Origin of the sequence: Tepidiphilus thermophilus (assembly GCF_001418245.1) — a bacterium.
GTDB classification, from domain to species: domain Bacteria; phylum Pseudomonadota; class Gammaproteobacteria; order Burkholderiales; family Rhodocyclaceae; genus Tepidiphilus; species Tepidiphilus succinatimandens.
Map to the genome: position 1 here is coordinate 16,439 of NZ_LIPU01000005.1, position 12,777 is coordinate 29,215.

Consider the following 12,777-nt stretch of genomic DNA (forward strand, 5'->3'; position numbering starts at 1 on the left):
TCACAAAAGCACGATGTCGTATTGCTCCTGCGTGTAGCAGGTGTCGCTGCGCAGCGAGATCTCCTTGCCGATGAAATCCGACAGCATCGCCAGCGCCTGCGACTGTTCTTCCAGGAAGAGGTCGACCACGGCGGGCGAGGCGAGGATGCGGAATTCCTTGGCATCGGCGAATTGGCGCGCCTCGCGCAGGATCTCGCGCAGGATGGCGAAGCACACCGTCTCGGCGCTCTTGACGAAGCCGCGTCCCTCGCACATCGGGCAGGGCTCGCACAGCTGCTGCATGAGGGACTCGCGCGTGCGCTTGCGCGTCATCTCCACCAGTCCGAGCTGGGTGAATCCGCTCACCGTGATCTTGGTGTGATCGAGCGAGAGCGCCTTCTTGAACTCTTCGAGCACGCGCTCGCGGTGCTCGGGGTTGGTCATGTCGATGAAATCGACGAGGATGATGCCGCCGAGATTGCGCAGCCGCAGCTGCCGCGCGATCGCCTGCGCCGCTTCGAGGTTGGTCTTGAGGATGGTCTCGTCGAAATTGCGCGCGCCCACGAAGGCGCCGGTATTGACGTCGATGGTGGTGAGCGCTTCGGTCTGGTCGAAGATGAGATAGCCCCCCGATTTGAGATCGACTCGGCGCGACAGGGCTTTTTCGATCTCTTCCTCGACGTTGTAGAGCTCGAAGAGCGGCCGGTCTCCGCGGTAGTGCTCGATGAGGGGGGCAACCTGGGGGGTGTAGGTCTCGGCGAAGGCCAAGAGCCTCTGGGCGTTTTCGCGCGAATCGACGCGGATGCGTGCCGCCTCGCCGTCGACGAAGTCGCGCAGCACGCGCAGCGCCAGATCCAGGTCTTCGTGGATCAGCGAAGGAGCGCGGCGGCGAAGGGCCTCTCCCTGGATGTCGGCCCACAGGCGGCGCAAATAGGCGATGTCGGCGGCCAGCTGCTCGTCGGTGGCATTCTCGGCATTGGTGCGCACGATGTAGCCGCCGCTCTCCTCGGGCGGCAGCAGCGCCGTGAGCCGCTCGCGCAGGGTCTCGCGCTCGCTCTCGCCCTCGATCTTCTGTGAGATGCCGATGTGGTTTTCCTGGGGGAGATAGACGAGATAGCGCCCCGCCAGGCTGATCTGGGTGGTGAGTCGCGCCCCTTTGCTGCCGATGGGGTCCTTGAGCACCTGGACGGTGATCTCCTCGCCTTCGGCGAGCAGGCGCTCGATGCGCGGGGGCGATTCGGGGTGACGCTCGGCCTGCCACAGGTCGGTGATGTGGAGAAAGGCGGTGCGCTCCAGGCCCACGTCGACGAAGGCCGACTGCATCCCCGGCAGCACGCGCACGATGCGGCCACGATAAATGTTGCCCACCAGGCCGCGGTGCGCCAGGCGCTCGACGTGCAGTTCCTGTACCACGCCCTGTTCGACCACGGCCACCCGAGTCTCCTGCGGCGTGCAGTTGATGAGGAATTCTTTGCTCATGGGAAGGGAGGATAGCCGAAAACGGACAACAAACGCGCGGTCTCGTAGAGCGGCAGACCGACGATGCCCGAAGCGCTGCCCTCGATGCGCTCGATGAACGCGGCCGCGCGTCCTTGGTAGGCATAGGCACCGGCTTTGTCCCAGGGTTCCCCGGTGGCGAGATAGCGTTCGATGTCCTCGCCCGCGAGCGCGGTGAACCAGACGCGGCTCGTCGAAGCGGCTGCCTGCGTGCGGGTGCCGTCGGTGAGCGCCACGCCCGTGTGCACCTCGTGCATTCGGCCCGAGAGACGGCGCAGCATGTGCCGGGCCTCGTCGGCATCCCGCGGCTTGCCTAGGATCAGTCCATCGATGCTCACCGTGGTGTCGGCGCCCAGCACCAGTCCGGGCGGCAGCGCCAGCGCCTCGCGCCGTCGCCAGCCGGCTTCGGCCTTGGCCCGGGCGAGCCGCAGGACGTAGTCCCGCGGCGCCTCGCGCGCAAGGGGCGTTTCGTCGACCCATTCGCCCTCCAGCGGAATCACCCGGGCATCCCAGCCGAGCTGGGCAAGGAGCTCACGGCGGCGGGGGCTTTGCGAGGCGAGGTAGAGCGGCGCAAGCTGATTCACCATCCCAGGGCTACCCCTTCGCGGCGCGGATCGGCCGCCCCTTGCAGCGCCCCGTCGGGGGCGCGGATGACGGTGGCGATGCCGCTGGGCTGGGGGCGGCGCACGATTTCGTGCCCTCGCGCCCGCAAGCCTTCGACGAGCGCCGCCGCAGGGGTAGGGTGGCCATCTTCGATCCAGGTCTGGGGGCGGTTGAAGGCCCCGACGCGGATCTGCGCCGCCGCCGCGTAAGGGTCCAGCCCCCAGTCGAGCTGGGCCACCAGCGTCTGGGTCACGTAGGGGATGATGGCCGAGCCGCCGGGCGAGCCGGTGGCGATCTGCCATTCGCCCAGACCCCCGTCGGGAGCGCGGGTGAAGACGAGCGTCGGCGCCATGGAGCTGCGCGGGCGCTTGCCCGGCTCCAGCCGGTTGGCCACTGGCATGCCATCGGCGAACGGCTCCCAGGCGAAATCGGTGAGCTCGTTGTTGAGGAAGAATCCGCCCACCATGCGAAAGGAACCGAAGGCCGATTCGATCGAGGCCGTGAGCGCGACCACGTTGCCTTCCGGATCGACCACGGTGAGGTGGGTCGTGCCGTGCTCCTCGATTTCCGGGCCCACAGCGTACTGCGGCGCTGCGGCGAGCGGCGTTCCGGCCGGTGCCATACCGAGGCTGCGCTCGTCCTGGATGAGCCGGGAGCGTGCAGCGAGATAGTCAGGGTCGAGCAAAGCGGCGACCGAACCGCCGGGCAGGGGCACGAAGTCGGGATCGGCCACGTAGCGGTCGCGGTCGGCAAAGGCGAGCCGCTCGGCCTCGGTGATCCAGTGCGCCGCCTGGGCATCCGGCAGTCCGCCTTCCGCACCGGCTGCCGGCGGATGCTGCGCGAGAGGGAAACGTTCGAGCAGGCCCAGGATCTGCCCCACGGCGAGGCCGCCGGAGGAAGGAGGACCCATGCCGCACACCCACCAGGCGCGATAAGGGGCGCATACGGGCGGACGCTCGATCGCCCGATAACGCGCCAGATCCTCGTCGGCGAGCTTCGACGCCGTGAGCGGCGTGCCGTCGGCGCCGCGGCTTGCGTGCGCCCGTGCCACCAGGGCGTGCGCGAGCGGCCCCGTATAGAAGGCATCCGGTCCGGCGCTCACCAGTTCTTTCAGCGTGCGGGCGTAGGCCGGATTGGAGAGGATCGTGCCCACGGCTTTTACCTGGCCTGCGGGAGTGAGCAGATAGGCGCTGGCCTCGGCGTCGAGTTGCAGCCAGCGGGTGAGCGGCTTGGCTACCGCCGCCAGTCGTGGCGAAAGGGGGAATCCTTGCTCGGCCAGCCGGATCGCCGGGGCGAAGAGTTCGGCCCAAGGGCGACGCCCCTGTTCGGCATGCGCGCGCTCGAGCAGTCGCACCAGGCCCGGCGTGCCGATGGAGCGGCCGCTCGCGCGCAGGGCGTCGAAGCGCTCGGAGGCGGGTGTGTCGGCCGTGAGCGGCAGGGGCGGGGAGGGATCGTCGGGAGCGAGGCGCACCAGGTCGGACGGATCGGCGGCAAGCGGGGCCGTTTCACGGCCGTCGTAGCTCGTCAGGCGCCGCGCCTTGGCGTTCCAAGCGAGCAAGAACCCCCCGCCGCCGAGTCCGGCCGATTGCGGTTCGACCAATCCCAGCACGGCGATCGCCGCCACTGCGGCATCCACGGCATTGCCGCCGCGCAGGAGGACTTCGCAACCGGCCGCGGTGGCCAGAGGGTTGGCAGCGACGATCATTGCCCGTGACGAGCGCACTGGGGGCTTGGGTGTATAGCCGCTCGCGGCTTCGGGCGCTCCGTCCGTCGGCCGCGAGGCGGACTCGACCGCTGCCGGCAGCGGGTCGACGGCACAAGGCGTTGGCACCGCCGTACCGGCTGGCGCCATTTCCGAGGCCAGCAGGAAGGTCAAGGCGAGCAGGGAGAACTTGACATGGCGTATGGCCACGCTTGCGCGCCTGCGCCGCCCGCCGGAGGCTGGGCAGGGGGCGCTCTTCACTGCTGCGTCTCCAGCATCTTACGGAAGTAAGCGAGTGAGAAGAGAAAGAGCGCCGTGCCAATGACGGCCAACGCCGCGAACTGCGGCCAGACCACGTCGAACCCTGCTCCGCGGTACAGAATGCCCTGAGCGAGCATCACGAAGTGCGTATTGGGCGCGAGCAGCATGACGTCCTGGACAAACTGGGGCATGCTCTCGCGTGGGGTGACGGAACCAGAGAGCATCTGCAGCGGCAGCAGGATCAACATGAGCAGCAGCCCGAATTGCGGCATGGAGCGTGCCATCGTGCCCAAGAATATGCCCATCGCCGTGGTGGCGTACAGATGGACGGCGGTTCCCGCCACGAAGAGCGGTACCGAACCCTGCAGCGGCGCTCCGATCCAGTAATGCACCACGAAGATGAGCGAAAGCGTCGCGGCGACCAGGACGACCAGCCCCATCGACCAGATTTTGCTCAACATGATCTCGAGTGCGGTGACCGGCATGACCAAGAGGTGCTCGATCGTGCCATGTTCGCGCTCGCGGATGAGCGCTGCGCCGGTGAGCACGATGGAGAGCATCGTCACTTCGCTGATGATGCCCATGATGCCCCCGAACCAGGATTTGTTCAATTCCTGGTTGAAGCGGATACGCAAGCTGAGCTCCACGGGCTGGCGTTCCTGCGCCTTGCGGCGAGCGACGTAGGCCGCGATCTCTTCATTGACGATGGTCTGCACGTAGCCGCTGCCGGTAAATGCCTGGCTCATCCGGGTGGCGTCGACGTTGAGCTGGATTGCCGGTTTCTTGTCGGCCATCACGTCGCGCTCGAAATCGGGCGGGATGTTCAGCGCAAAGGTGTCCAGTCCGCGGTCCATGCGCGCATCCATCGTGGCGGTGTCGATGCGCTCCGGCGGCAGAAAATACGGTGGATAGAGGGCATGGAGGATACGTTCGGAGAGCTGCGAGCGGTCCTCGTCCACCACGGCGATCGGTGCCTTGTTGAGCGTTTCGGGAATCGACGTGGCCCGGGAATGAATGGAGAAGGTGAAGACATAGAGGATCAGCACCAACAGCACCGGGTCTCGTCCCAGACTGTAGAACTCTTTGATGCCGAGATGCCAGACGTGGGACCAGCGCACGGTTCAACGCTCCTGTTTGCGCAGTAGCGCCACCGACAAGCCAAAGAGGATGGGCCAGGCGAGCGCGAGCGGCACGAAGGCGTCGGGCAGATCGCCCAAGCCGAGGGCTTTGGAGAACGTACCACGAGAAATCACGACGAAGTGGGTGGTCGGATAGATTTCGCCGATCAGCCGACCCCCGCCCTCGAGCGAGGAGACCGGATCGATGAGGCCCGAGAATTGCGTCGCCGGCAGCAGTGTGAGCACCGCCGTGGCGAAGAGCGCCGCGATCTGGCTGCGCATGAAACTCGAGATCAATATACCCAAGGCGGTCGAGGCCATGACATACAAGATTGCACCCAGGAACAGCGCCAGGTAGCTTCCCTTGACGGGCACGCGAAAGACGAATTCGGCCAGCGCGAGCAGCAGCACGAAGCTGAGGAGGGAGAGAATCACGTAGGGGATTTGCTTGCCGAGGAGGAATTCCATCCTCGTCGTCGGGGTGACATAGAAGTTGGTGATCGACCCCAGTTCCTTTTCGCGTACGATCGCCAAGGCGGCGAGCATCGCCGGAATGAGCATCAGTAGCAGCGGGATGACTGCGGGTACTATCGAGACGATGCTCTTCACGTCCGGGTTGTAGCGGAAACGGATCTCGATCGTGGCCAGCGTCGGGTCGGGCAAGTGACGTTCGCGCGCTTGTGTCTGGAGCCACTGCGCGTGAATGCCCTGGACATAGGCACGGATCGTTTCCGCGCGCGAAGGCATCGCCCCGTCGATCCACGCTCCGACCTCCACCGGTTTGCCGTGCGCGAGGTCGCGTGCAAAGCCCGGCGGGATCTCGACCGCCAGACCCAGTTTGCCCGAGCGCATTCGCCGGTCCATTTCTTCGTAGTCGGCGATCGGAGGCTGCTCGCTGAAATAGCGCGAACCGGCCAGATTGAGGGCGTACGACTGGCTCAGCGTGGTCTGGTCGCGATCGAGGACGGCGAAGGTCAGATCCTCCACGTCCATGGTGATGCCAACGCCCATCACCAGCATCAAGATGGCGTTGCCCACCAGCGCCAGCGACAGGCGGATCGGGTCGCGACGCAGTTCCAGAGCTTCGCGCACCAGGTAGCTCAGCATCCGGCGCAGGCTGAAAAAGGAGGTGGTGTGCGTCGTTCCCCGCACCGGCGCTTTTTCGGTCAGACCCGCCGTGCGTTTGCGTTCTTCGCCGCTCATGGCGGTCGACCCTTGGGTATCGTCGGCCTGTTGCCCCTCTTGTGCAGCCCGTTCCAGATGGTCGATGAAGGCCGCTTCGAGCGACTCGTGACCGCCCTCGCGCACGATCTCGGCCGGCGCTCCCGTGACGAGCACTTTCCCGGCATGCATCAGCGAGATGCGGTCGCAGCGCTCCGCCTCGTTCATGAAATGGGTGGAGATGAAGATCGTCACGCCGTCGCGGCGCGACAGCTCGAGCAAGAGGTTCCAGAACCCGTCGCGCGCCACCGGGTCGACCCCCGAGGTCGGCTCGTCGAGGATCAATATTTTCGGTCGATGGATGACGGCGGCCGCGAGCGACAGCCGCTGCCGATGTCCCAGGGGCAGTGAAGGGGGAAGGGCGTCGATGATTCGCGAGAGTCCGAAGCGCTGCACCACTTCCTGGACGTAATCGGCGATCTTCTCCTTGGGGATGCCGTAGAGCCGCGCGTGCAGCTCGAGGTTCTGCCGCACCGTGAGCTCGTCGTAGAGCGAAAAGGACTGCGACATGTAGCCCACTTGGCGGCGCGTATCGATGTCGCGCGGGTCGACTTCCTTGCCGAAGAGCCAGGCCTTGCCCTCGGAGGGCGTGAGTAGCCCGGCGAGCATCTTCATCGTCGTCGTCTTGCCGCAGCCGTTCGAGCCGAGGAAGCCAAAGATCTCGCCGCGGCGGATGCGGAAGCTCACGTGGTCGACGGCGGTGAAGCTGCCGAAGCGCATCGTCAGGTCTTTCGCTTCGATGGCGACCTCACCGTCACGGTCGGCGGGCAGCGGCGTGATTTCGACAGGCCGATGGCCGCGGCGTTTTTCTTCCGGCAGCAGCGCGATGAAGGCCTGGTCGAGCGTCTCGGTGCCGGTGCGCTCCAGCAATTCGTGAGGCGCGCCGGTGGCGAGCACCTTGCCGGCATCCATGGCGATGAGCCAGTCGAAGCGCGCCGCCTCCTCCATGTAGGCGGTGGCCACGATCACGCTCATGTCTTCCCGCGCGGCGCGAATGTCGTCGATGAGCGCCCAGAACTGCCGGCGAGACAGGGGGTCGACGCCGGTGGTCGGCTCGTCGAGGATCAAGAGCTCGGGATCGTGGATGAGGGCGCAGCACAGGCCGAGCTTCTGCTTCATGCCGCCCGAGAGCTTGCCGGCGGGACGGTCGAGAAAAGGGAAGAGTCCCGTGGCGCGGGTGAGCTGCTCGATGCGCCGTTTGCGCTCGGCCGCGTCGTGGCCGAAGAGGCGGCCGAAGAAGTCGATGTTCTCCGCCACGGAGAGCGTCGGATAGAGGTTCTTGCCCAAGCCCTGGGGCATGTAGGCGATGTTGGGACAGACCCGCAATCGGTGGCGAGGGTCGGCCATGTCTCCGCCCAGCACCCACACCTTGCCTTGCTGAATGGCGCGAGCCCCGGAGATGAGCGAGAGAAGGCTGGATTTCCCTACCCCGTCGGGGCCGATGAATCCGACGCGGCAGCCGGCAGGGATGTCGAGGTCCACCCCGTCGAGTGCGCGCGTCTTGCCATAGGTGAGCGCGACTCCCTGCAGCCGCGCAACCGGCTCTCCCATCACGGCACCTTCACTTGAAGTTCCGGTGGCCAGTCACGCTGGGGATCGATCTTCACCCAGGCCACTCCGGGCAGGCCCGTCTTCACCTGCGGCAAGTGCTGACGCAGCAGCTCGGGGTCGATGCTGGCCTTGACGCGGAACATGAGCTTTTGCCGCTCTTCGGCCGTCTCCACCGTCTTGGGCGTGAATTGCGCCACGTCGGAGACGAAGGTCGCCTTGGCCGGAATCACGTACTGGGGAAAGGCATCGAGCACGAGCCGCACTTCACTGCCGACGGCCACTTTGCCCGAAACCTGGGTGGGCAGAAAGAACGTCATATAGACGTCGGAGAGATCGACGACGTTGAGCACCGCTCCGCCGACACCGACCACCTCGCCTGGCTGCATCACGCGGTACTGCACGCGGCCGCTGCGCGGCGCCTTGAGCTGGCTGTCATCGATGTCGGCCTGGATGCGCTCGATGCTTGCCTGCGCCGCGGCCACCTGGGCTTCGGCCGCGGCGATCGCCGAGCGTGCCTGCACCACCGCAGCCTGCGCCGCCCGCACCTGGGCGCGGGCCGAGACCACCGCGGCTTCGCCTGCCGTCACTGCGGCCGCATCCTGGTCGAGCTTGGATTGGGCCGCCATCTTGGCCTGGGCAAGCTCTCTGGTGCGCGCGAGCTGCTTGCGGTTGTAATCGAGGTCGGCCAGGCGCTGCGCCACCACCGCTTCGGCCGCCGCCTGATCGGCCTCACGCTGGGCGAGCGTGCCGCGGCTCGTCTCCAGGTCGCGCTTGGCGCGTTCCCACTGCGCCTGCGCCTCGCGCAATTGGGCCTCGAGCACGCTGGTATCGATCTGGGCCACGATCTGCCCTTCAGTGACGAGATCGCCCTCATCCACGGTGATGGAGGCGATGCGCCCGGCGATCTTGGCGGCAATGTTGACATCGGTCGCCTCGATCCGGCCGTTGCTCGATACTAGCCCGTCGTGTTGGCGCGAAAGTTCGACGCGCAGCCAGATCCAGAATCCAAGCGCGATGAGAAGCAGGATCAAGCCGATACGCGTGAGCCAAGGCTTCAGGGAAGTGTTCATGGACATGCCTGTAAAAAGGAAGGAGAGACGGCGATCGTCATGGACATGGCAAGGGTGCCGGCGTGATGGGTTCGTTATATAGCGGCATTCCGGGAGCGTCAACCCCGAGTCCTTTTTTCCTGCCGTCACGGCGTTGACATTCGCCCCAAATTCGTACACAATGCCGCTTCTTGCGGAGGGGTACCCAAGCGGTCAACGGGAGCAGACTGTAAATCTGCCGGCTCAGCCTTCGTAGGTTCGAATCCTACCCCCTCCAAGTGAATACGAAACCGGCTGCGGGTGTCGAGCGGGTGTAGCTCAATGGTAGAGCAGAAGCCTTCCAAGCTTAAGACGAGGGTTCGATTCCCTTCACCCGCTCCAGTTCGTCGGGCATTGCCCATGTAGCTCAGTGGTAGAGCACTCCCTTGGTAAGGGAGAGGTCACGTGTTCGATCCACGTCATGGGCACCAACCCTTACTGCGCCGTCGGCTGGGCCGTCGGTAGGCAGATTCGAGACGATAGGGGTCTTTCATGGCAAAAGCGAAGTTTGAGCGCACGAAGCCGCACGTGAATGTGGGCACGATCGGTCACGTGGACCATGGGAAGACGACGCTGACGGCGGCGCTGACGACGGTGCTGTCGAAGTACTACGGCGGCGAGGCGAAGAAGTACGACGACATCGACGCGGCACCGGAAGAAAAAGCCCGCGGCATCACGATCAACACCGCGCACGTCGAATACGAGACGGCCAAGCGCCACTACGCGCACGTCGACTGCCCGGGCCACGCCGACTACGTGAAGAACATGATCACGGGCGCGGCGCAGATGGACGGCGCCATTCTGGTGGTGTCGGCCGCCGACGGCCCGATGCCGCAGACGCGCGAGCACATCCTGCTGGCGCGCCAGGTGGGCGTGCCCTACATCGTCGTCTACATGAACAAGTGCGACATGGTCGACGACCCCGAGCTCCTCGAGCTCGTGGAAATGGAAGTGCGCGAGCTGCTTTCCAAGTACGACTTCCCCGGCGATGAAGTCCCGGTGATCAAAGGCTCCGCGCTCAAGGCGCTCGAAGGCGACCAGAGCGAGATCGGCGAGCCCTCGATCCTCAAGCTCGCCGAAGCGCTCGACACCTACATTCCCACGCCCGAGCGCGCCATCGACAAGCCCTTCCTTCTGCCGATCGAAGACGTCTTCTCCATCTCCGGTCGCGGCACGGTGGTCACGGGCCGGGTCGAGCGCGGCATCGTCAAGGTGGGCGACGAAGTCGAGATCGTCGGTCTGCGCCCGACGCAGAAGACCACGGTCACGGGCGTGGAAATGTTCCGCAAGCTCCTCGACCAGGGGCAGGCGGGCGACAACGTCGGGGTGCTGCTGCGCGGCACCAAGCGCGAAGACGTCGAGCGCGGTCAAGTACTCGCCAAGCCCGGCACGATCACGCCGCACACGCACTTCGAGTGCGAAGTGTACGTGCTCTCCAAGGAAGAAGGAGGTCGGCACACGCCGTTTTTCAGCAACTACCGGCCGCAGTTCTACTTCCGCACCACCGACGTCACCGGCGCGATCAAGCTGCCCGAAGGGGTAGAGATGGTGATGCCGGGCGACAACGTGAAGCTGGAAGTGAAGCTGATCGCCCCGATCGCGATGGAAGAAGGCTTGCGCTTCGCCATCCGCGAAGGCGGCCGCACCGTCGGTGCCGGTGTCGTCTCCAAGATCATCGAGTAATTGCCTTGCCCGTACAGCCCGGCGGGGATCGCTCCGCCGGGTTTTTCTTCTCCCTCGCTCTTTGGAATGAATCATGAACAACCAGAAGATCCGCATCCGCCTCAAGGCATTCGATTATCGGCTGATCGACCAGTCCGCGCACGAGATCGTCGAGGCGGCCAAACGCACCGGCGCCGTCGTCCACGGCCCGATTCCTTTGCCGACCAAGATCGAACGCTACAACGTGCTGCGCTCGCCGCACGTGAATAAGACTTCGCGCGACCAGTTCGAAATCCGCACGCACCGGCGTCTGATGGACATCGTCGAGCCCACGGACAAGACCGTCGATGCGCTGATGAAGCTCGATCTGCCCGCTGGCGTGGACGTCGACATCAAGCTGATGTAACCCCCGCTTGCATACGGGATCGAACCGCCTTATAATGGCGTGTTTTCCCCGCTGCGGCGGGTCGTTTTTCGTAAACGTCCGGTCAATCGTAACCGGTTCGAGGAGAACAACATGAGTCTAGGCCTTGTCGCTCGCAAGGTGGGCATGACTCGGATTTTCACCGAAGATGGCCAGTCCATCCCGGTGACCGTGCTCGAAGCCTCCGCCAACCGTGTGACGCAACTCAAGACGCCCGAGACCGACGGCTATGCCGCCGTCCAGATCGGGTTCGGGTCGCGCAAGCCCTCGCGCACCACCAAGGCGCTCGCCGGGCATTTCGCCAAGGCGGGGGTCACTGCGGCGCGCGTGCTGCGGGAATTCCGCGTCGATCCTGCCGAGCTCGCTTCGCTGCAGCTCGGTCAGGAACTGTCCGTGACGATGTTCCAACCGGGACAGAAAGTCGACGTCACTGGCCGCTCCATGGGCAAGGGCTTCGCCGGCGCGATCAAACGCCACAACTTCAGCTCCAACCGTGCCTCGCACGGCAACTCGATCACCACGCGCGCGCCCGGCTCCATCGGCATGGCGCAGGATCCCGGCCGGGTCTTTCCCGGCAAGCGCATGGCGGGGCATCTGGGCGACGAGACCGTCACGGTGCAGAATCTCGAGATCGTGCGCGTCGATGCCGAACGCAATCTCCTGCTCGTCAAGGGGGCGGTTCCCGGTGCCAAGGGCGGCGACGTGATCGTGCGCCCGGCGGTCAAAGGCTAAGGCGAGGTGGATATGGAACTCAAGCTATTGAATGCGCAGGGTCAGCCTGCCGGAACCGCTCAGGTCTCCGACACGCTCTTCGCCCGCCCCTACAACGAGGCGCTGGTGCATCAGGTCGTCGTCGCCTATCAGGCCAATGCTCGGCAAGGTACGCGCGCCCAGAAAGATCGCTCGCAGGTGCATCACTCCACCCGCAAGCCGTGGCGCCAGAAAGGCACGGGCCGCGCGCGCGCCGGGATGACCTCCAGCCCGCTGTGGCGGCATGGTGGCAAGATCTTCCCGAGCTCGCCCGAGGAAAACTTCAAGCAGAAGGTCAACCGCAAGATGTTCCGTGCGGCCATGGCCACCATTCTCTCGCAGCTCGCCCGGGAAGACCGCCTGGCGGTGATCGACGACTTCCGCGTCGAGGCGCCCAAGACCAAGCTCGTCGCCCAGAAGATCAAGGACATGGGTCTGGCCGGTACCCGCGTGTTGCTCGTCACCGACGAACTCGACGAGAACCTGCTGCTCGGCAGCCGCAACCTCAAGGACGTGCTGGTGCTGGCGGCGCATGAAACCGACCCGGTGGCGCTGGTGCATTTCCCCAAAGTGCTGCTCACCAAGGGCGCCGTGGCCAAATTCGAGGAGATGTGGCAATGACGATCAGCGAAGAACGCCTCTATCAGGTTCTGCTCGGACCGCAGATCTCGGAGAAGGCCACGATGCTTGGGGAGCGCCTCAACCAGGTGGTGTTCCGCGTCGCCTCCGATGCGACCAAACCCGAGATCAAGGCCGCCGTCGAAAAGCTTTTCGAGGTCGAAGTCCAGGGCGTGCGGGTGCTCAACGTCAAAGGCAAGGAAAAGCGGATGGGGCGCATCACCGGCCGTCGTTCCGGCTGGAAGAAAGCCTTCGTCTCGCTCAAGCCGGGCCAAGAGCTCAGCTTCATGGCCGGGGAGTAAA

Annotated in this window: 11 protein-coding genes and 3 tRNA genes; 8 read left to right on the plus strand and 6 right to left on the minus strand. The window is 65.3% G+C overall.

The features are described 5' to 3' along the window. Genes rng through ASC37_RS05555 form a run of 6 tightly spaced genes read right to left on the minus strand, consistent with a single transcriptional unit; the run spans position 1 to position 9,002 of the window. Positions 1-1,458: a ribonuclease G gene (gene rng / locus ASC37_RS05530; protein ID WP_055423427.1), complete on the minus strand. Its 1,458-nt coding sequence runs from the start codon at positions 1,456-1,458 to the stop codon at positions 1-3. Beyond that, positions 1,455-2,063 carry a Maf family protein gene (locus ASC37_RS05535; protein ID WP_055423428.1) on the minus strand — a complete coding sequence of 203 codons (609 nt, stop codon included), beginning with the start codon at positions 2,061-2,063 and terminating at the stop codon, positions 1,455-1,457. Before ASC37_RS05535 ends, rng begins: the two co-directional genes overlap by 4 nt. Further along, positions 2,057-3,991: a gamma-glutamyltransferase family protein gene (locus ASC37_RS05540; protein WP_198289021.1), complete on the minus strand. Its 1,935-nt coding sequence runs from the start codon at positions 3,989-3,991 to the stop codon at positions 2,057-2,059. Before ASC37_RS05540 ends, ASC37_RS05535 begins: the two co-directional genes overlap by 7 nt. 47 nt (positions 3,992-4,038) lie before the next feature. After that, positions 4,039-5,160, minus strand: a complete 1,122-nt coding sequence (locus ASC37_RS05545) for an ABC transporter permease (protein WP_055423429.1) — start codon at positions 5,158-5,160, stop codon at positions 4,039-4,041. 3 nt (positions 5,161-5,163) lie between these two features. Continuing rightward, positions 5,164-7,932 carry a ribosome-associated ATPase/putative transporter RbbA gene (gene rbbA / locus ASC37_RS05550; RefSeq protein ID WP_055423430.1) on the minus strand — a complete coding sequence of 923 codons (2,769 nt, stop codon included), beginning with the start codon at positions 7,930-7,932 and terminating at the stop codon, positions 5,164-5,166. Continuing rightward, a complete protein-coding gene (locus ASC37_RS05555) occupies positions 7,932-9,002 on the minus strand; it encodes an HlyD family secretion protein (RefSeq protein ID WP_088178272.1) in 1,071 nt (356 codons plus the stop codon). Before ASC37_RS05555 ends, rbbA begins: the two co-directional genes overlap by 1 nt. 174 nt (positions 9,003-9,176) lie before the next feature. Here ASC37_RS05555 and ASC37_RS05560 point away from each other — a divergent pair. The 8 genes from ASC37_RS05560 (at position 9,177) to rplW (ending at position 12,776) form a co-directional block, all read left to right on the plus strand. Continuing rightward, a tRNA-Tyr gene (locus ASC37_RS05560) sits at positions 9,177-9,258 on the plus strand. A 30-nt stretch (positions 9,259-9,288) separates the two neighbouring features. Further along, positions 9,289-9,362 (plus strand) — tRNA-Gly (locus ASC37_RS05565). Positions 9,363-9,376: 14 nt separating this feature from the next. After that, positions 9,377-9,451 (plus strand) — tRNA-Thr (locus tag ASC37_RS05570). Positions 9,452-9,512: 61 nt separating this feature from the next. Then, positions 9,513-10,703: an elongation factor Tu gene (gene tuf, locus ASC37_RS05575; RefSeq protein ID WP_055423432.1), complete on the plus strand. Its 1,191-nt coding sequence runs from the start codon at positions 9,513-9,515 to the stop codon at positions 10,701-10,703. 73 nt (positions 10,704-10,776) lie between these two features. Continuing rightward, positions 10,777-11,088 carry a 30S ribosomal protein S10 gene (gene rpsJ, locus ASC37_RS05580; protein WP_028874999.1) on the plus strand — a complete coding sequence of 104 codons (312 nt, stop codon included), beginning with the start codon at positions 10,777-10,779 and terminating at the stop codon, positions 11,086-11,088. A 111-nt stretch (positions 11,089-11,199) separates the two neighbouring features. After that, on the plus strand, positions 11,200-11,838 hold the full coding sequence (gene rplC, locus ASC37_RS05585) for a 50S ribosomal protein L3 (protein ID WP_055423433.1): 639 nt from the start codon (positions 11,200-11,202) through the stop codon (positions 11,836-11,838). Between the two features lie 12 nt (positions 11,839-11,850). Beyond that, positions 11,851-12,477 carry a 50S ribosomal protein L4 gene (rplD, locus tag ASC37_RS05590; protein WP_055423434.1) on the plus strand — a complete coding sequence of 209 codons (627 nt, stop codon included), beginning with the start codon at positions 11,851-11,853 and terminating at the stop codon, positions 12,475-12,477. Then, entirely contained in the window at positions 12,474-12,776 is a 303-nt protein-coding gene (gene rplW / locus ASC37_RS05595; protein WP_037990027.1) for a 50S ribosomal protein L23, read from the plus strand. Before rplD ends, rplW begins: the two co-directional genes overlap by 4 nt. Position 12,777: the final 1 nt, after the last annotated feature.

What these genes read in the sequence shown, in the direction of transcription:
- rng (WP_055423427.1), bottom strand. Translation starts at nt 1,458, where the DNA reads ATGAGCAAAGAATTCCTCATCAACTGCACGCCGCAGGAGACTCGGGTG.
- ASC37_RS05535 (WP_055423428.1), bottom strand. Translation starts at nt 2,063, where the DNA reads ATGGTGAATCAGCTTGCGCCGCTCTACCTCGCCTCGCAAAGCCCCCGC.
- rbbA (WP_055423430.1), bottom strand. Translation starts at nt 7,932, where the DNA reads ATGGGAGAGCCGGTTGCGCGGCTGCAGGGAGTCGCGCTCACCTATGGC.
- ASC37_RS05555 (WP_088178272.1), bottom strand. Translation starts at nt 9,002, where the DNA reads ATGAACACTTCCCTGAAGCCTTGGCTCACGCGTATCGGCTTGATCCTG.
- tuf (WP_055423432.1), top strand. Translation starts at nt 9,513, where the DNA reads ATGGCAAAAGCGAAGTTTGAGCGCACGAAGCCGCACGTGAATGTGGGC.
- rpsJ (WP_028874999.1), top strand. Translation starts at nt 10,777, where the DNA reads ATGAACAACCAGAAGATCCGCATCCGCCTCAAGGCATTCGATTATCGG.
- rplC (WP_055423433.1), top strand. Translation starts at nt 11,200, where the DNA reads ATGAGTCTAGGCCTTGTCGCTCGCAAGGTGGGCATGACTCGGATTTTC.
- rplD (WP_055423434.1), top strand. Translation starts at nt 11,851, where the DNA reads ATGGAACTCAAGCTATTGAATGCGCAGGGTCAGCCTGCCGGAACCGCT.
- rplW (WP_037990027.1), top strand. Translation starts at nt 12,474, where the DNA reads ATGACGATCAGCGAAGAACGCCTCTATCAGGTTCTGCTCGGACCGCAG.